This is a genomic window from Pseudomonas phytophila (assembly GCF_025643095.1).
GTDB lineage: Bacteria > Pseudomonadota > Gammaproteobacteria > Pseudomonadales > Pseudomonadaceae > Aquipseudomonas > Aquipseudomonas quasicaspiana.
Window position 1 is genome coordinate 5,019,305 of record NZ_CP081201.1, and the last position, 16,844, is coordinate 5,036,148.

The window sequence follows — 16,844 nt, forward strand, 5'->3', positions numbered from 1 at the left end:
TAGTATCTACGTTGAAGGTCCCCTATCACAGGGGGCTTTCAAGATCTTTGATCACAAATTTATCGCTTGCACGCAATCCGAACAAAAAGCGTTTAGGGAAGATAGAAACTAGCAAAGGATGGCAAAAAACGCCAAAATCCGAGTCAGACAAAACATCTGCTTTTAAACAAGCGATGGGGTATCCGACGACGAATTTGTCGTGCTTCAAAGAAGAAATGCCACGCTCAGAATAGGGCGGGGAGATAGAAAAAGCTCGCGGGCGATTGCGCAAAAGTTGTCGAGACCTATCGCAATTACCCGCGCCACCAAAACCAAACAGATACGAAAGGCCTAGGGGGTGTGCATTGAGCCAAATACTGACGTCATCGTCAACGACTCTCTGCTGGATGGTCCCCGAAAGCATGAAAACTCATGAATATCGGAGACTACAAAATGGTAACTAATACCAAAGCCACATCTGAAAAAGTCGCGCAATTAGCGTCGGAGACCCTACGAGATCCAAATGCGTCAGCCATATCAAAAACGCTCGCAGCCTCAGCGTTGGCTCAAACACACACGAGAAAACAGACCGGCGCAGATATGGAACGCATTGCTAGCAACGTTTTGCTCAGCGATAAATACAGCAATATCAGTAAGACCCTTGCAGGTTCGCTGGTTTCCCAATCCAACAAAAAACGTTGAGGTGCCTCATGAAAATCAATATGGCGCATCTCAGAGAACGCTCGACCACCGGCGGCTGGATTGACTTCGCAGTTTTCGACGCCAAGGCCACTAACGGAGACAATGACAACCTCTTAGCCCAGCTGACAATGTCAGCAAGGAATGCGGGCCTCAAGGTTGATCAAGCAGCTCTCGCATTCAATTCCGCAGGAAGGTTACGCTTCTATGGTACGAGGAGTCTCGTGGACTATCTCGCAGGAATTGGCGTACCACGCTGGACTCACACGATTGACTTTTAAATAGATCACGAAAGGCCTTGCCACGTGTGAGGCCTTTTTCACATAGCAGGCTCAATCAACGTAGTGTCTACGCCCTCAGTTGAACACCGAGAAAGACCTCCATCGAAGGAGCTGTTTGGACGCTCGCAGTTCCAACATCGTTTAGCTACACTAAGCGTCTTTCCAATCTGGAGGTCGCCAACATGCCAACACCCTCCCTCGCTGCAAAAAAAGCCTACTGTGCCAAAACGCGCAAATCGAACTATGCCGCCAGTCTGCGCTTGGAAGGTTTTGATAGCACTCCGCTTGATGCAGAACGCTCTCTTCCAACTCGTGAAGAACTGCTAAAAACCTATCGAAAAAAACAGGCCTGATGCTCGACAAATACGGTACCGGCCAGGATCCATACTGCTATTCCGGTACAACGATTTTGCGTAACAGTTTGGGCTTGACCAATGACGACATATTGGCTGAGGCGGAGCGCGCTCTTTCTGAGGTAGCGGCGGACTCCATCGAATTCGCCCCACCGCCTTATCGTCTTTCCTACCTTAAAAATCTTCACCTTCGCTTATTCACCGACCTCTACGACTGGGCCGGTGAGCTTCGTACCGTGGACATCTCAAAAGGAGATACCCACTTTTGCACGACGAGTCGCATTGAGCCCGAAGCTGAAAAACTATTCACTTTGCTGGCCGAGGCTGACTGGTTTCAAGGTATGGACAGGGCACAACTTGTTAAAGCGAGCGCCGAAATGTTCGGTGACTTGAACGTCGTCCATCCTTTCAGGGAAGGAAACGGCAGAACGCAGCGGATCCTTTTTGAACATATCATTGTAAACGCAGGGTATGAAATCAGTTGGTGGGCCGTAGACGCTGAAGAATGGACAAAAGCGAATATTGACGCAGTGGTTTGCGATTACGCAGCACTGACTGACGTATTCGAACGATGCATCGGGCAACCTATCTCAACTTGATATTCCACCACTGCGCAGCACGTGCAAAATACTCTCCCGCCAATAAATCTGACACCGCAGATCCCTCCAAATCAAGCCCAATCCTGTAGGAGCTCACCGAGGTTACGAGGCCAGCGATGGCGGTGTGTCAGGCATACCGTAATCGCTGGCCTCGTAACCTCCGTTAGCTCCTGCAGATTCAATGCTCGGCAAACGAAAGCGTTCGCTTCGATACCGTCGTAAAAACGCCGTATCCATTCAAATAAATGGGTTAGAAAATCCGATAGCATGACACTATCCATCCCGTAGCCACCCTCAATTGGGCGTCAATGCCACCTGAGGATATCTTCCCGCTACCCGCAACAGATGGCGCATTGACACCAACGCGCTTCAGCACCTTGTTTACCCACGAGTTCACCCCATGAAAAATCCGATATCCCTCGCATCGCGCATCGGCCTGGGCTTTGCCGCCATCGTGTCGCTGCTTGTATTGATTACCGCCGTGGGTATCCAACGAGTTGGATTTATCGACTCCACCCTGGAAGACGTCAGCGAAAACGCTGCGAAAGTGCAGCGCTACGCGATTAACTTTCGCGGCAGCGTTCACAACCGCGCCATCGCCATTCGTGATGCCGTGCTGGTGACCAATGATCGCGACCTTGAATCCCACCTGGCCGAAGTCAGCAGCCTGCAAAAAGACTACGTGGATTCAGCCACGCCGATGGACCAACTCTTCGCGAGCAACACCGTCACCCCGCAAGAGCAATCCATGCTGCAGGCCATCAAAGACATCGAACAGCGCACCCTGGCCTCCACGAAAAAACTGATCGACCTGCGCCGCACCGGCGACATCGCGGGCTCTCAGGCTTTGCTGCTCAACCAGATATCCGCCGACTACAGCGAGTGGCTCAAGCGCATCAACGCCTTGATCGACTACGAAGAAGCGTCCATCAAATCGCAGCTCAGTGACGTGCAGGCCACCGCTAGCCAGTTTCGCGGCTTGATGTTGCTGGCGACTGGCGCGGCCTTGTTGCTGAGCATCTTCCTGTCGATCCTCATCATCCGCTTCGTCAAATCCACCCTCGGCGCAGAACCCACCGAAGTGGCTCAAGCCATCCAGCGTCTTGCCGCGGGCGACCTGCAGCAAAGCATCGTCACGCCCTACCCCGACAGCGTGATGGGCGTACTGAAAACTGCCCTCAGCCGCCTGGCTGACACCATTACCCAAGTGCGCATGGCCGCTCAGGAAGTGAATCAGTCCTCCACACTGCTGTCCGCCACGTCGATCACCAACAACGACCAGATCAACCTGCAAACCCGTGAAGCTGAACAAGTGGCCACCGCCATCACGCAAATGGCAGCCACCGTCAACGAAGTCACCGGTTACGCATCCCAAGCCGCCGATGCAACGCGTCTGGCCGACGGCGAAGTGGAAAGCGGTAACCAGTTGGTCGCGGGCACAACCCTGGCGATTGAACAATTGGCCACGTCACTGGCGGAAACCACCCTGACCGTGGAGCGGGTGTCCAAACAAAGCGAAGAGATCGAGAGCGTGATCGACGTCATCAACTCAATTGCCTCTCAAACCAACCTGCTGGCCCTCAACGCGGCCATCGAAGCGGCAAGGGCTGGCGAGCACGGCCGGGGCTTTGCAGTCGTCGCCGATGAAGTACGGTCGCTGGCCAACCGCACCCAGCGCTCGACGCAAGACATTCGGGACATGATCAGCACCCTGCAAAGTGGTACTGAAGCCGCCGCGCAAACCATGCGTGACAACTGCGAACTGGTAGGTCGCACCGTGGAGCAAACCCGCAATGCACAAGGCGCGCTGTCCAAAATCAGCAAGGAAGTGGGCGCCATCAACCGCATGAACGCACAGATCGCCAGCGCCTCGGTGCAGCAAAACAGCGTGGCCGAAGAAGTGGCTGTCAACATCAACCGCATTCACGGCTCAACCGTGCAGTCCGCTACCGGATCAAAACAAGTGGCCACCGCAAGCCAGGAACTGGCCCAACTGGCAGACCGCCTCACCCAGAAAGTGGCGTTCTTCAAAGTCGGCTGAGCCAAAGGGCAGCGCAGAAAACAAGGCGTGGATCGCGGTGCCCTCGGCCCGGTAGGAGCGAACTTGTTCGCGAGGCGTCATACCTGAAACACCACGAAGCCCCCCTCGCCAACAAGTTGCCTCCTACCCGAACGGCCTGACACCGTGCAAAACGGTAGGAGCGAACTTGTTCGCGAGGCGTCATACCTGAAACACCACGAAGCCCCCCTCGCCAACAAGTTGTTGTGGCTCAATATTTATGGACCATGATGTAGGAGTATCAACCTAAGGAAGCATCATGGGATTTCGGGTCGTTACAGCCGAAGAAAAAGCCGAGGCTATTCGCCTTGTCGTTGAGTTGAATTACTCAGTGCCTAAAGCGTGTGAGCAGACTGGCGTAGGGCCTACCGCGTTGCGGCGCTGGGTTTCACGGTGGCGCAAGGAGCAGGTAGGAGCCGCGCAAACTACCCGGCCTCAGGATCAAGATCTCATCGACTCGCTGCAGGCCAGATTGGCACTGCTGGAGGCCGAGAACGATGTTTTAAAAAAGCAGTTGCCCTCTCATCTAAAGGTGCTGTTTGGCCGAAGAAAATGATTGAGGGCGCTACAAAGAAGCTGTCGGTTCGACGCTTGTGCTGCGTACTGAGCATACCTCGCAGCAGTTATTACGCCATGCGTCGGCCTCGAGCTAAACGCAGTATCGAGCCGCAGTTAGAGAAGAAGATCCGGCTTTTGCACAAAGAACATCGAGGCGCGCTGGGCAGTCGCGGATTTGTTAAAGCGCTGAAGGCACAAGGCGTCCAAATGGGGCGTCATCGTATGCGCAGCTTGATGAAGAGTCTGGGTTTGGTGAGGCGTCGGGCACAGCATGCGCACTATCGACGGGCTACCAAACCGTCCAACATTGCGCCCAATGTGCTGGCACGACGCTTTAACCCTGAACATCCCAACACGTTCTGGGCGGGAGACATTACCTATATCCGTGTCGGTGGTAGTTGGCTGTACCTGGCAATTGTGATGGATCTTTTCTCGCGCAGGATCGTTGGCTGGGCGTTTTCAAGGACGGCCGATACCGAGCTTTCATTGCAGGCTTTACGACTTGCGGTGGGGCTGCGCCGACCTTCTTCCGAGCTGGTGTTTCACTCGGATCAGGGATGCCAATACACCGCTGACCGCTTCGTTAGCTATCTGGCCGAGAAGCAAATCGTGCAGAGCATGAGTCGGCGCGGAAACTGTTGGGACAATGCGGTAGTGGAACGCTACTTCCGATCACAGAAACACGATTGGTCACCTGAGAACGGTTACTCGAATCACTTCGAGGCAGAACGAGACGTGATGGATTTTATTGCTCACTACAACCATCGACGTTGCCACTCTGCCTCGAATAACCTGCCGCCAGCTGTTTTCGAAAAACTGGCGGCCTAACACTCCTACGGAACGGTCCAAAAAAACTGGACCATTACAAGTTGCCTCCTACCCGAACGGCCTGACACTGCGCCAAACGGTAGGAGCGAACTTGTTCGCGAGGCGTCATACCTGAAACACCGCGCAGCCCCTCTCGCCAACAAGTTGCCTCCTACCCGAACGGCGACACTGCGCCACACCAACCGTTGGTCGCCTAAAAACCGCTACCGCACAGCCCCTCCCCGCCACAACCCCCGGTATCCAAGGCATAGCGAAACATTGACCCCCGTCAAGCCAAATCCCCATACCGCAAATGCGTCGCAACGACACATTGCCGGACACCCTCATGACCTATATGCTGTGTTTCGAAATATGAAAAACACTACATAAGGGATTTCTGCTGCATTTTCGGTCGTACCTTCTCCTCTGAGAATGAACCCACAAATGCAGAAGAAAATAACGAAATTCCTTCCTCAAACGCAGTTACGGATGAACAAGTGTCGGGCGAAATCTGTATAATCCCGCGCTCGCTCCAAGGTACTCAAATGACCCTTTGCCCACGCAATGCTGTCTTGCCTGAAAGCCACCTTGAGTCCCCGTTTTGCTCGCCTGTAAGGCCCCAAAGGCGCGGCGACAAATCCAATGATCGATCCGCAGCACCACAAACAGGTCGATCCTGAGTAAAACTCGAAAATTCCGTTGCCGGCGTCATCCACTCGACGCAGGCACTACATCCTTTGAAATTCAGGAGCTTCCACCATGCTGAGCTGGGACGAATTCGATAAAGAAGACGGCGAAGTAGCTGTCAAAGCAACCAACGCCGGTCACGCTAACGAAGCCAACATGGACCGCCTCGACAGCGCCGGTGGCGCCGCAGCCACCGAAGCTCGCGCCGTCACCGACAAAGACTCTGCTGCCCTGATCCGTGCCAAAAAAGCACTGGACGCACTGGACGTTGCCGAAGGCCTGGCTGAACTCGAAGGCGCCAGCGCCCGCGTTGCCGTTGACGAAAAAATGATGATCAACTGCCGCGCTGACCTTAACCAGCTCGTGCCATTCAAATACGACTGGGCGTGGCAGAAGTACCTGGACGGTTGCGCAAACCACTGGATGCCGCAAGAAGTCAACATGACCGCCGACATCGCCCTGTGGAGAGACCCACAAGGCCTGACCGACGACGAGCGCCGCATCGTCATGCGTAACCTGGGCTTCTTCTCCACCGCCGACTCCCTGGTTGCCAACAACCTGGTACTGGCCGTGTACCGCCTGATCACCAACCCGGAGTGCCGCCAGTACATCCTGCGCCAGGCCTTCGAAGAAGCGATCCACACCCACGCTTACCAGTACTGCATCGAATCCCTGGCCATGGATGAAGGCGAGATCTTCAACATGTACCACGAGATCCCATCGGTCGCGAAGAAAGCCGCCTGGGGCCTGAAATACACCCGTTCGATCTCCGATCCGAAGTTCGAAACCGGCACCGTCGAAACCGACAAAGAATTGCTGCGCAACCTGATCGCCTACTACTGCGTACTGGAAGGCATCTTCTTCTACTGCGGCTTCACCCAGATCCTGTCCATGGGCCGTCGCAACAAAATGACCGGCGTCGCCGAGCAGTTCCAGTACATCCTGCGCGACGAATCCATGCACCTGAACTTCGGCATCGACGTGATCAACCAGATTAAAATCGAAAACCCACACCTGTGGGATGCCGAAATGAAGGAAGAAGCCAGCCAGATGATTCTGCAAGGCACCCAGCTGGAAATCGAATACGCACGCGACACCATGCCGCGCGGCGTACTGGGCATGAACGCGGCGATGATGGAGGACTACCTCAAGTTCATCGCTAACCGTCGCCTGAGCCAGATCGGTCTGAAAGAAGAGTACCCAGGTACCACCAACCCATTCCCATGGATGAGCGAAATCATGGACTTGAAGAAAGAGAAAAACTTCTTCGAGACACGGGTTATTGAGTATCAGACTGGTGGGGCGTTGAGCTGGGATTGATTGATCCCGCGTTCACAAGCTTCAAATGAAAGGGCTGCCTGAGAAGGCGGCCTTTTTTATTACCTGTGAATGCCGTTGAATGACAGGTTGATCGAGGAGCTACGGAGTGGCCCCGATGCCCCTGACACCGCGCCGTCTCGCGGCAACATAGGTCTGGTGGGACCGGATTTATCCGGGAAGGCAGCATTCCAGACGACGATGATGTGGCGGATGTACCGACCTATTCCCGAATGAATTCGGTCCCACGCAGACTGTGTGAAAACGTAGCGAGCGACGGCAAGACAAGGCAAAAACAGGCGAAAAACGGCCGGGGTCGCGTCCGACTCTAGTGTTCTAAATGAGCATTTTTCGCCTGTTTTTAACGCAGTATTGTGCGCGTAGCACCGAAGGTGCCCAGCCTGCAGTAGTTTTCACACAGTCTGCACGGGTTCCGTGTGAATTCAGACGATTACACTTCTTTGATGAACGCGCCGATCACAAGATTCTCGAATCCCATTTCTCGTTCCCATACCGACGGGACTTGTAACTGTCGATCTTCCACTCCCCCGCTTTTTTCAACATGACGAAGAGATACTCGTCCTGAAAGCTCGTCTCCGTTTTAATCACCACTTCAGCTCTGGATTTGGTTTTGATCTCCACCAGGACTTCCGTTGGACTTTCGACACCGTTGAATTTAGCTGGGAAGCCAAAACTTCCAGGATTTTTGCCGCCGTACACCCGACGCTTATCAGTGCAGTAATGATCAAACAGCGGGGCCGTCCGCTCACCGAATATCGCAAACCAATCGGTTCTGCCTTCCGCGTAGTGGTATTCGATGCCCGGATACTTCTGCCGTAGCTCACCATCTTCTTTTTTACTTCCGGCGTAGATATCACGCTCGATCGAATTCCATTTAGTCCCGAATTCACTGACATGCAATGCCAGATGTGATTTGAGTGAAGCTTCGTCCATTTTACCTGGCCCCAGAATTTCCATTGATGCAGAACACTGCTTGAACGCAGCCGTCTTTCGACGATCGATTTCGTAGCTTACAAAGAGCCAGGCCTGATGGCTATCACAGGTTCAGATCTGACGTTCGTGGACTTACCACCCTCCCCGCCTCACTTCACATCGCAATGTATGGCACGATAATCTTTGAAGGAACATCGCCATATGCAACCCGCGTATTTTGAACCAGAGACAGGACGCTGAAATGGACGCCGCTTTTCAAAAGCTCGCACTCAAGATTGGCATCGAGCTACCGGAACGTTTTTCAGCATTGATGGCCATAGCGCAGTCGGACAAAAACACCATGCGCAGTGTTTATGACGTGTTTTTGCTTGATGCCGAAACGGCCGAGCGCGAAATTGATGAGTGGCTCGATCCGGCTGATCATGAAGGTCGAACGTTCCTGCCTTTCGCGACTAATGGCAGCGGTGAGCCCTACTGTTTCGTGCGTCTGGCAAATGGGCAGACGGGGATCGCACAAGCACTGCATTTCGGGCAGATGACAAGCCTTGCCCACATCGACATATCGTCGTGGTTGACAAGCCACTATGTGCGCGCCGCTGCCGACTTGTCCCACCTGAAATATCAAACAGAGCTGGTGACACCTCAAACAGAGATGGGCCCAGTAATCACCCACGAAGTGCAATTACTCCACCCAGCATTGCTGCCTGAACACCGTGCGCTACTTGCGGACCTTTTTTCCAGACCCTGTGTGGCCAGGTCATTCAAGGACGGCTCCGAGAGCATTCCCAGAACAGTGAACGCTTTCATTTCCCAAGAGGAATCGGAGTCGTTACAGGCAAGCCTGGAACAGCCAGACCCTATAGAATTCGAAGTACTGCGTGACTGGATGCGCTGAGTAGGCCTTGCAGTCAGCAGAATCCCAATGGAGTGACCATGAGCGAAAAACAACCCTGCCGGGTTTGCGCAAATTTGATATTGGCAACCACGGCGGCACGCAACGACGGAATGTGCATGCCCTGCAAGGGTGGCTATCGGAAGCGTATCGAAGACGGCAAGCTCCGGGCCGAAGAGCACAAGCGTTACATCGTCAGCCCGAGAGCGCTGTACTGGACGGCGCTGGTCAACCGCGTCTACAACACACCCGAAGGTTTCTCAGGGCTGGCATTGGCAGAACAGCGCTATTACGCCGTCAGCGCATTACAGGGCGAGATCTACAACGGCGGCTTCGACCAGTACTTCGGCAACTCCTCGGGGGATCACTTCGACATCGCTTGCGCAGGCCTGCTTGAACTGGGCGCGACGCAGACACTGGCGCTGCTCGAAGAGGCCAGGCGCCTGCTGTTCGGTACCCAGCCCGTGCCCACCGACCAGGGCTTGCGCCAGTTGAGCATGCCTACCTACGCAGACGAGCAAGATCTTGATTGCGAAGCGGCGCTGGATGCCCTCGACAACCAATTTTATAAGGATGCCGAACAACTCGACGACCGCTTGCTGAAGTACGCCCTCGAGCACGGCTTGTTCGAAAAAGAGGCTGATTGACCATCAGGCCAGATGACAATCTCCACTCAAATCAGCAAACCCAGGCAACGCCAACCATGAAAAATCACGCACCGTACTACGCGCTGTTTACTGTGATGCTTTCAATGTTTTGCCCAGCCGTCCTGGCAGCATCGTGGCAAATCTGCAGCATGGAATTGCGTATTACTGATGTCCTGACAAACCCCTATCCAAAGTTGCAGGCCGAGATCCTCAAGGTAAGCGCAAGGACCGCCACGGTCGTCTGCCCGGAGAAAGGCACGACCCTCAAGTTTCTGCCGGAAACGTCAGACTATCAGGCCGTGCTTCCGCGCCGAACCTGGCCCAAAAAAGGACAAGTGGTGCACTTTGATTACCGCTACCTGGATGGCACCTGTAAAGGCGAATGGAAGGATTATCCGTGCCGCATCAAACACTACTCACTGCCGAGGCAATGAACGTTGAATCATAAAAAACTACTGGGCTATCTGCCCGACGATCTCGTTGAGCCGATCACCCATGACGTTGCGCGGGTGACTGCATGGGAGATGCTTGGCCCTGAAAAAAAACCTCATGAAGTACTGACGGCCCAGGTGCTCAAGCGGGTGTTCCTGCGTTGGGATTGTGTGTTGCAGGGCCCACGTGATGACGCCGGCCCACACTACAAAGACCTGGTGTGCCTGACGATGGCGGCCGTGCTTCATCGTCATGGTTTTTGCGATGAGGCATTGACCCGGACTGCGCTGGAGGCGGTCGTCAGGCTTAATGAGCAGGGCGTGCTGAGCGATACCTTCGAACGCAACAGCGATACCATCAAGGCTCTGCTGACTTCGTCACCAACACCCTTGGTACGACGCCCTCCGTTCGACAAAGACGTCACGTTCTTGCGAGAGGGCGACGTCTTGTCAGTACAGATCGGCGAATGGTTTTATGCGATCTACGTCCATAGCATCCTGGGTAATCACGAAGCCCCGGTGGTCGAGATTTACGACTTCGCCTCACGCCAGCGCCCAGGGCCTGAAGACCTCCGGCACTGCAAGGCCAAAGGGCAGCGCTACAATGACGGCACTATGCGTATCGCACAGCACGCGCCTTATGGGCTGCGGGATGTGCCGGACAGGGCCAGGCAGTTTCAGATCATCGCCAGCGGCATGCCCGCGCCCCGTGTTGATCATTTACAACCGTCGATTGGTTTGTTCGCCGTAAGCGACCCGTTCACCCTCTTGGAAGATATCCAGCGCGCCTTCGGTCACGATTGAAAGCTCCCCGATTGAACAGCCCCTTAGCGTTGCATCGCCTCCAGACCAACGCCCGCGACGTAACGCACCTGCTCATCGGTATCCTGTGTTGCCCGACGTAGCGCCTCAATGGCCCGACGCGCGTCGTCGGGCAGCAAGCCACGGTTATTCAATCCACTCACTGCATGACGACGAATGGCGACGTGGGGTGAAGCCAGGCCGCGCAAGGCTTCGCTGACATCGGCAGTGGTGGTATCGATTTGGCCGTAGAGTTCTCCAAGTGTCTCTTCAACCGCAGCCCGAACCTCAGGACGTTGATCAAGCAGACGCTCAAGGGGCCTGTAATCCAGCACCGGGGGCAGCACGGCCCGCCAGCGAAAACCGTCAAAGTTAGCGCAGATCCCCGCGACTGCGACGTCGGGCGCTTGCTGCATAAGCCAGTCAAAATCCTCAAGGTAACCCAAGGCCTTCGCGCACCAGTTGCGGGTCGGTTGCTCAGGAGCTTCAATCGCCTGTCGGCGCAGGGCCTGGATCACGGGCTCATCAGCAAAGCCGGCCAGCCCAAGAATGCGCGCCGCAGGTGTAGGTTTTTTATGCCCGTTGACCTGCTCGATAAGCGCTGCCTTTGCGGTACGGCCGTTGGCAATCAACCACGGCTCTGCGTCTTCCCCGGAAACTCCATCAAAACAATGCAAGCGGCTGACGTAAAACGCGGCCTGCTCGGCGAGCGGCAAGGCAGCGACTTCGCGCAGCTGGTTTTCAATGGCCAGTTCGACAGGGAAATTCTCCTCGAACTGCTGGCGCGTCATGCTGCGCTTGGCCAAGGCGGTATAGCCACCAAAGTCATGAAAAATCACCACGAAGCCAGGCGTCACACCAGGGTGCCCACTGAAATGGCGGCCCAGCGCCCTGGCGGCACGGCTGACGGTGACCAGAAAGCGTCGCTCCGCCGCTTGCCATTCGCGCGGACGAAGCCAATTGGCATAGGCTTGCAGCTCATCATCAAGCTGCTTGAACGGCTCAGTCGCGCAGATTTCCCAATCCCAGCGCCAGTCCGCCGGGTTCCACTTCACCGAGCTGAAGCTTTCATCGTCGTCATCAGGAAAGTCTTCGCTGAGCGCCTGCAGGCTGTTTGCCCCAAAGCTGGGCAGCGACAGAACGCCCTCTTCTTCCCGGTAGCTGGCATGAAACGCTGCGGCGTACACAGGGCTGCCGCCTTCATCGAGCAGCGTTTGCAATGTCTGTCTGGCGGCGTCGAACAGCGCCTGCTCCAGAGCTTTCCAATTCATCATTCAGGTCCTTGCTGACGAAAGTGAGTTCAGCCCAGCAGGTCGAGCATCCCCTCAAGGGTGCTTTCCAGACGGGCCAATTCGATGTGCGTGCCATCGCCATATTCGGCGGTACGCAGCGCACATTCAATAATCACCACAAGCCCCAGAGGTGCTCGATGGCCGGGGTACTTGCGCAGCCTGAGCTCGACCCGGGTCGGGCTTAGCCAAGTGCTGCTGTCTGCTGACCACAGAGGATCCTTGAAGCTAAACACCTCGGTGCCGTTTTGGGTATCGATGATTTGCGGCGGGAACAGCCAATGCGAGTTGCCTGCCTCACACGGGGTCGCCTGGACTTGATAGCGACTGTCGGGAGACAGGGAGAGGATTTCGATGTCGCTCATAAATGTACTCCGACGGCCCTTCAGCGCTGAACGTTGGCAAGACCAAGGTGAGTGTGGGTCACAAGTGTACCCGTAGGACCGGCTTTAGCCGGGAGGACATTATTCCTGACGGAAGCTATGTCCCGAATGTACCGGCCCTCTCCCGGCTAAAGCCAGTCCTACAAATGCCTCGGTCTGGTATGTGAATCTGGACCGAGACAGGAATTATCAGGCGTCATCCGCTACGTAATAAAGAATGTACCCGGAATAAACGAGAGAGCCTGCCGCCACTCCTGCTTCGATGCACGCTGTGATTGCAGCCTCATCAGCAAAACCGTACTCCGACAACCTGTCGCCGGCAAAACCAGCAAGCCGCCATGCGTCGAAGCCACCGATCTCACCATGAGCGCCGAAGTCAAAATCTACTGTACCGGTGGGGAGGCTAACCGCGCAGCCATAGCCGTGCTTGAAGTAACGAACACCGCCTTCCAGCTCTCCGCGCTGAGGAATGTCATTAAAGACCCAATCCGTATTAGTCGAGGGCCGCGGGATGCCAGACCTTTGCATCAGGTCCACTGCGGCAGCAACGCATGCCTTGTAGTCGCTGATCAAAATGGCGAGTTGGTTATTCATACGGTCTCGCTTTTATAAACAAACGGGTGGGTGCCATACGCGCGCTGATCCGGGTAAACATCGGATTCATCGCCTCGGCACAGCATCCGCGGCTGGCGATGTTTTCACCGCCCCGAAGCAGCCTTTCATCAACGACCGAAAGCGGCGACCCTGCTCCCGAGACAGACCGTCACGAAAGTGCTTTCGCCATCTCGGAAGTAGCCGCCCAACCCAACCCTTCATACACCGGCTTGCCGACCATGGTCGCGTGCAGTATGGCGAAATTCATTCCACGTTGAGCAAACTCGGCTTCAGCCAACCTCATCAGGGCTGAAGCCAGGCCCCGGCGTCGATGAGAGGATTCGACGAAAACGTTCAGCACATAGCCGCGCTGATCCAGGGTCGGATGGGACGGATGAGGTGGCCAGTCGATACACATCAGACCTACCGCCGCCACAGGCTGCTCGGCGTCCATGAGCGCAAAACCGTAGTAGCGGCCATCGAACAGGCGCTGCTGCAACCAGGGCCGGAAGTGCTCAGTCATCACCCGCAACACCGATGGATCTTTTCCCGCCTCAAGGAACATCGCTTCACGGTGCACACAAATCATCTCAAGGTCATCGGGTACTAGTCGACGGGCCGTCAAGCCTGAAAAATCGATGTTGCCGGGGATCTCTTTCATCGCATACACCTGAGCGGAGCGTCCGATGCTAGAGCGGTCAAGGGGAGATTGTTAGACACAGATTGAATGAAAGCGCGCCATACAGCGGCCGCTTGACTGCCCGTATGGGCTGGACATATCGATGTTCACTGAGCGCATGGCAACCACGCGGAGTCACTCCACAGTCCACATCGCCCGGATGACTTATGATCTGCGCATTCCTGCCACGGACGAAGTCATCGCCAAAAAATGTCACGGCTAAGGATTGTCTGTATACCCTCCCCGGTTACCAAATTGTTCTGTCGTCGGGTGGGCCGCTCGGTCAATTCGTAGAGGGAGTGGCTTGTTGAGTGTTGCAAGAGTAAGCAATAGAACACATGCCCACACAGCGACCATTGAACGTGCAAGTACTTTTATAAGGGTTTTGCCAGCGGGGGCGATTATTTCCTTTTTCTTGTCATAGAGAAGTAGCGAGGCGAGGATAACCAGGCATATCCCAGCCAGCCAAACATGTTGGCTCGTGTCATAAGAACACAGATCGTTCTCACCGCATCTGTGGGCTATGAAGCCCCCTATTGATGACAATGAAGACCAACCGAAACCAATCATCGCCATTATTATTTTCCCCATGGCATTTCCAATGAAGCATATGACCGTACCTGCGAGGCCAAATACCCATATAAGAAAAAAAAGCCCATTGCCTAAGCCGCTCATGGGCCCACCAGCAGCTTCCGGCTTTAAGAAAATAACCGAGCCAATGATTGTTATTGCCAATGCGGAAAACATTAATATTCCGCAAAAAAATTCCCAGCGTATTAGGGAGGCTCGAAGTCTCTTGTTCATGAAAGTTTTGCTACCTCCTGGAGCGTTATACTATAGCGCAGCGGAAGCTTCAGGCTCATCGTTTTTTAAATCAGAAAAATGAGCAAACCTCCGCCTTTGCTGTGTTTTTTCGATAAGAGTTAAGGACATCCCAAAAAGCCCCGGTTTCTGTTGAAATACCTGCCTGACATGAACACAACGGTTCCCCCTATGATACAGCTGTCCTTCATTTGCCTTATCGAACCTGTAGATAATGCGAAAGCTGCTGCTAGCTGTGCGAGAGCTGGCCTGTGATGCGGGGAAACGCCTTGGAAAGGAGCTGCTTGAGAGAAAATCGATAAATTAACGACGGAACGTCTGCTTACCTGAGCGGGCGTTTTTGGCCATGAGGGCATCAAAAATCAAGGCCTACATCAGTGTAGGAAAAAACAGCCGTTATCAAGGGAGGTTGCAAGTGATCTACGAGTGCGATATCGACGTCGACTTCAATGGCGCTGTGTTATTTGTCTACCCGCGCTTGATGGACTTATTCGGAGGGGCGATAGAGGATGGGCAAAATATTCTTGAAGCCTTCACCTCCACGAATAAAGGCGATGAAATTTTAAACCTTGGTTGGGCGTGGCCTATCATGGGCATTGACGACGGTGGCTATCGCATTCGCTTTTTTATTGATGAGACTTTAGAGCCTGATGACAGGAAAGTATTGTTTGAAGACAAACATTTTTACTTAGACGTCTGTGATGATTTGTACCTGGCAGACATGGCAGTGTTTTGGGAGTGGGAAACGTACACAGGATGGAAGAAAATCCCCGTACCCATTGGCAAGTACAAAGGGAGCATTGCGGGCGTCCATACACGTGACGAAAACGGGGAAACCTTGTATGGTTTCGATATCCAGTTACACACGATAGCAGAAGCATTTAATCGAACAGTAGAACCGAGATCAGACTCTCGCCTTATTTAAGTGAGCGAGGGTTCGAAAATGAAAAATATGCCTTTAAGACTATCGCTGGGAAACTGATGTGATGAGCGCAAATTTTTACGTACTTGAGTATGAAAGCGATGATGAGGGCTGCCCGATATTTCTGGAAGGTGTGGCAAACGCCGACTGGGAATGGACAATATACGACCCCTACCCCTATAAATTTACAATTACAAAAGACCATGAATTCAGGGTAACGGATAAAGACGTGAAGATTCTAGATCTGGACTATTCCGGCTCTCCTACACGACTTGTCTCACAGCAATTTCTAAATGTTTGCGATGCATTAGGAGCGAAATATCGCTCAGTGCCGGTAAAGGTATATCTTGCAAATGGCGCAGAGACGAACAAGGACTATTTCTATTTTTTGAGCGCCCAGTGGGAATCACTGCTTGATGAATCCAAATCTGAATACAGCCTGGAACTAGATATGGAGAGCGGGAAACCAACGACCAACAAATTCTACCCAAGAGCAAATTGCTACAATTGGATAAGTGAATTCATAACCAAAGACAATATAGAAGCAGATATTTTCTGGTGTTCTGAGTTAATGGAGTTGGTGTGCAGTAAACAATTTGTAGACGAGGCGGCTCGGTGCGGTTTGAAAGGCACACGTTTCGTTTCTCTGGATGAAGAGTATCGGTACGATCCGTGGAACGAAATTCCAGAGTGAAGGCTTACTCTCTGGGCAGGTGCTCTCATGGTGGTGCTGTACCCGGTATCCCCCAGAAACAATGGCCCCATACCATGGCGTGTTTGGCATCGAGCATCCCAATGGCCGTCAACTCATCCTGCCACGCGATCTGCTGACTTTGTCGGGCGTCAAAGCCCGCCAGGCTCGTTAGCCTCCCGGTCAGGCCAGCGTGGAAATCGATTCCTATGGCCTCGGAGAAAACACTGACAACCGCAACACCATCCCCCAAGCGTGATCAATTCCGACGTCTTCATGAGCGTCTACTCGTCAGTAGCCGAGGAACCGATTGGCCACGTATCCATGCGGCGTCCCTGGCTAAGTTTAGGTTGTGGTTTACCTGTGCCTCGTAACTCCGATGAAGAGAAATTACGGCCTG

Annotated in this window: 21 protein-coding genes; 15 read left to right on the forward strand and 6 right to left on the reverse strand. The window is 54.0% G+C overall.

Features of this window, described 5'->3' with window-relative positions; all coding sequences use genetic code 11:
• Window positions 1-25: 25 nt before the first annotated feature.
• A complete protein-coding gene (locus tag K3169_RS22695) occupies window positions 26-403 on the reverse strand; it encodes a hypothetical protein (protein WP_263268113.1) in 378 nt (125 codons plus the stop codon).
• A gap of 29 nt (window positions 404-432) precedes the next feature.
• On the opposite strand from K3169_RS22695, the gene K3169_RS22700 reads away from it, so the two are divergent.
• The 8 genes from K3169_RS22700 to K3169_RS22735 all read left to right on the forward strand — a co-directional run bounded on the left by K3169_RS22700 (window position 433) and on the right by K3169_RS22735 (window position 7,342).
• The gene (locus tag K3169_RS22700) at window positions 433-681 is read left to right on the forward strand and encodes a hypothetical protein (protein ID WP_263272352.1); all 249 of its coding nucleotides are present in this window, start codon (window positions 433-435) and stop codon (window positions 679-681) included.
• 8 nt (window positions 682-689) lie between these two features.
• Window positions 690-959, forward strand: a complete 270-nt coding sequence (locus tag K3169_RS22705) for a hypothetical protein (RefSeq protein WP_263268114.1) — start codon at window positions 690-692, stop codon at window positions 957-959.
• Between the two features lie 182 nt (window positions 960-1,141).
• Window positions 1,142-1,312 (forward strand): YhfG family protein, encoded by a 171-nt coding sequence (locus K3169_RS22710; RefSeq protein ID WP_263268115.1) that lies wholly within the window; start codon window positions 1,142-1,144, stop codon window positions 1,310-1,312.
• Window positions 1,312-1,911, forward strand: a complete 600-nt coding sequence (locus tag K3169_RS22715; protein WP_263268116.1) for a putative adenosine monophosphate-protein transferase Fic — start codon at window positions 1,312-1,314, stop codon at window positions 1,909-1,911. Before K3169_RS22710 ends, K3169_RS22715 begins: the two co-directional genes overlap by 1 nt.
• Before the next feature lie 400 nt (window positions 1,912-2,311).
• Entirely contained in the window at window positions 2,312-3,952 is a 1,641-nt protein-coding gene (locus K3169_RS22720) for a methyl-accepting chemotaxis protein (protein WP_263268117.1), read from the forward strand.
• Window positions 3,953-4,229: 277 nt separating this feature from the next.
• Complete coding sequence (locus tag K3169_RS22725; RefSeq protein ID WP_095096866.1) at window positions 4,230-4,526, forward strand: transposase; 297 nt, start codon at window positions 4,230-4,232, stop codon at window positions 4,524-4,526.
• A complete protein-coding gene (locus K3169_RS22730; RefSeq protein ID WP_231677976.1) occupies window positions 4,442-5,356 on the forward strand; it encodes an IS3 family transposase in 915 nt (304 codons plus the stop codon). The genes K3169_RS22725 and K3169_RS22730 overlap by 85 nt, the downstream gene beginning before the upstream one ends.
• 738 nt (window positions 5,357-6,094) lie before the next feature.
• Entirely contained in the window at window positions 6,095-7,342 is a 1,248-nt protein-coding gene (locus K3169_RS22735) for a ribonucleotide-diphosphate reductase subunit beta (RefSeq protein WP_027901745.1), read from the forward strand.
• Between the two features lie 474 nt (window positions 7,343-7,816).
• Here K3169_RS22735 and K3169_RS22740 read toward each other — a convergent pair whose 3' ends face one another.
• Window positions 7,817-8,293, reverse strand: coding sequence for an NTF2 fold immunity protein (locus tag K3169_RS22740; protein WP_027901744.1), 477 nt, complete (start codon window positions 8,291-8,293; stop codon window positions 7,817-7,819).
• A 241-nt stretch (window positions 8,294-8,534) separates the two neighbouring features.
• Between K3169_RS22740 and K3169_RS22745 the strand changes: the two genes are divergently transcribed.
• From K3169_RS22745 to K3169_RS22760, 4 genes are read left to right on the forward strand one after another with little or no spacing between them, the layout of a single operon-like run.
• Window positions 8,535-9,188, forward strand: coding sequence for an SMI1/KNR4 family protein (locus K3169_RS22745; RefSeq protein ID WP_263268118.1), 654 nt, complete (start codon window positions 8,535-8,537; stop codon window positions 9,186-9,188).
• 38 nt (window positions 9,189-9,226) lie between these two features.
• Entirely contained in the window at window positions 9,227-9,832 is a 606-nt protein-coding gene (locus tag K3169_RS22750) for a DMP19 family protein (protein WP_122398020.1), read from the forward strand.
• Between the two features lie 56 nt (window positions 9,833-9,888).
• The gene (locus K3169_RS22755; protein WP_241154105.1) at window positions 9,889-10,266 is read left to right on the forward strand and encodes a hypothetical protein; all 378 of its coding nucleotides are present in this window, start codon (window positions 9,889-9,891) and stop codon (window positions 10,264-10,266) included.
• Window positions 10,267-10,269: 3 nt separating this feature from the next.
• Window positions 10,270-11,067, forward strand: a complete 798-nt coding sequence (locus K3169_RS22760; protein ID WP_263268120.1) for a hypothetical protein — start codon at window positions 10,270-10,272, stop codon at window positions 11,065-11,067.
• Between the two features lie 23 nt (window positions 11,068-11,090).
• On the opposite strand, the gene K3169_RS22765 is transcribed toward K3169_RS22760, so the two are convergent.
• The 4 genes from K3169_RS22765 to K3169_RS22780 form a co-directional block, all read right to left on the reverse strand.
• Window positions 11,091-12,335 carry a DUF4303 domain-containing protein gene (locus K3169_RS22765; protein WP_263268121.1) on the reverse strand — a complete coding sequence of 415 codons (1,245 nt, stop codon included), beginning with the start codon at window positions 12,333-12,335 and terminating at the stop codon, window positions 11,091-11,093.
• Between the two features lie 29 nt (window positions 12,336-12,364).
• On the reverse strand, window positions 12,365-12,718 hold the full coding sequence (locus tag K3169_RS22770) for a hypothetical protein (protein ID WP_263268123.1): 354 nt from the start codon (window positions 12,716-12,718) through the stop codon (window positions 12,365-12,367).
• Window positions 12,719-12,925: 207 nt separating this feature from the next.
• Window positions 12,926-13,330, reverse strand: a complete 405-nt coding sequence (locus K3169_RS22775) for a DUF6896 domain-containing protein (protein WP_263268125.1) — start codon at window positions 13,328-13,330, stop codon at window positions 12,926-12,928.
• Between the two features lie 169 nt (window positions 13,331-13,499).
• A complete protein-coding gene (locus K3169_RS22780) occupies window positions 13,500-13,991 on the reverse strand; it encodes a GNAT family N-acetyltransferase (RefSeq protein ID WP_263268127.1) in 492 nt (163 codons plus the stop codon).
• A gap of 541 nt (window positions 13,992-14,532) precedes the next feature.
• Here K3169_RS22780 and K3169_RS22785 point away from each other — a divergent pair.
• From K3169_RS22785 to K3169_RS22795, 3 genes are all read left to right on the forward strand, one after another.
• On the forward strand, window positions 14,533-14,895 hold the full coding sequence (locus tag K3169_RS22785) for a hypothetical protein (RefSeq protein ID WP_263268128.1): 363 nt from the start codon (window positions 14,533-14,535) through the stop codon (window positions 14,893-14,895).
• A gap of 282 nt (window positions 14,896-15,177) precedes the next feature.
• Window positions 15,178-15,756, forward strand: coding sequence for a hypothetical protein (locus tag K3169_RS22790; RefSeq protein ID WP_263268129.1), 579 nt, complete (start codon window positions 15,178-15,180; stop codon window positions 15,754-15,756).
• 61 nt (window positions 15,757-15,817) lie between these two features.
• Entirely contained in the window at window positions 15,818-16,447 is a 630-nt protein-coding gene (locus tag K3169_RS22795) for an Imm43 family immunity protein (RefSeq protein ID WP_263268131.1), read from the forward strand.
• The last annotated feature ends 397 nt before the right edge of the window (window positions 16,448-16,844 follow it).

Excerpts from the sequence above, each read along its gene's own strand:
- K3169_RS22755 (WP_241154105.1), top strand. The coding sequence starts at position 9,889 with ATGAAAAATCACGCACCGTACTACGCGCTGTTTACTGTGATGCTTTCA.
- K3169_RS22775 (WP_263268125.1), bottom strand. The coding sequence starts at position 13,330 with ATGAATAACCAACTCGCCATTTTGATCAGCGACTACAAGGCATGCGTT.
- K3169_RS22725 (WP_095096866.1), top strand. The coding sequence starts at position 4,230 with ATGGGATTTCGGGTCGTTACAGCCGAAGAAAAAGCCGAGGCTATTCGC.
- K3169_RS22765 (WP_263268121.1), bottom strand. The coding sequence starts at position 12,335 with ATGAATTGGAAAGCTCTGGAGCAGGCGCTGTTCGACGCCGCCAGACAG.
- K3169_RS22795 (WP_263268131.1), top strand. The coding sequence starts at position 15,818 with ATGAGCGCAAATTTTTACGTACTTGAGTATGAAAGCGATGATGAGGGC.
- K3169_RS22720 (WP_263268117.1), top strand. The coding sequence starts at position 2,312 with ATGAAAAATCCGATATCCCTCGCATCGCGCATCGGCCTGGGCTTTGCC.
- K3169_RS22735 (WP_027901745.1), top strand. The coding sequence starts at position 6,095 with ATGCTGAGCTGGGACGAATTCGATAAAGAAGACGGCGAAGTAGCTGTC.
- K3169_RS22785 (WP_263268128.1), top strand. The coding sequence starts at position 14,533 with ATGAAGCCCCCTATTGATGACAATGAAGACCAACCGAAACCAATCATC.
- K3169_RS22710 (WP_263268115.1), top strand. The coding sequence starts at position 1,142 with ATGCCAACACCCTCCCTCGCTGCAAAAAAAGCCTACTGTGCCAAAACG.
- K3169_RS22780 (WP_263268127.1), bottom strand. The coding sequence starts at position 13,991 with ATGAAAGAGATCCCCGGCAACATCGATTTTTCAGGCTTGACGGCCCGT.
- K3169_RS22745 (WP_263268118.1), top strand. The coding sequence starts at position 8,535 with ATGGACGCCGCTTTTCAAAAGCTCGCACTCAAGATTGGCATCGAGCTA.
- K3169_RS22740 (WP_027901744.1), bottom strand. The coding sequence starts at position 8,293 with ATGGACGAAGCTTCACTCAAATCACATCTGGCATTGCATGTCAGTGAA.
- K3169_RS22695 (WP_263268113.1), bottom strand. The coding sequence starts at position 403 with ATGCTTTCGGGGACCATCCAGCAGAGAGTCGTTGACGATGACGTCAGT.
- K3169_RS22750 (WP_122398020.1), top strand. The coding sequence starts at position 9,227 with ATGAGCGAAAAACAACCCTGCCGGGTTTGCGCAAATTTGATATTGGCA.
- K3169_RS22770 (WP_263268123.1), bottom strand. The coding sequence starts at position 12,718 with ATGAGCGACATCGAAATCCTCTCCCTGTCTCCCGACAGTCGCTATCAA.
- K3169_RS22700 (WP_263272352.1), top strand. The coding sequence starts at position 433 with ATGGTAACTAATACCAAAGCCACATCTGAAAAAGTCGCGCAATTAGCG.
- K3169_RS22715 (WP_263268116.1), top strand. The coding sequence starts at position 1,312 with ATGCTCGACAAATACGGTACCGGCCAGGATCCATACTGCTATTCCGGT.
- K3169_RS22705 (WP_263268114.1), top strand. The coding sequence starts at position 690 with ATGAAAATCAATATGGCGCATCTCAGAGAACGCTCGACCACCGGCGGC.
- K3169_RS22790 (WP_263268129.1), top strand. The coding sequence starts at position 15,178 with ATGAGGGCATCAAAAATCAAGGCCTACATCAGTGTAGGAAAAAACAGC.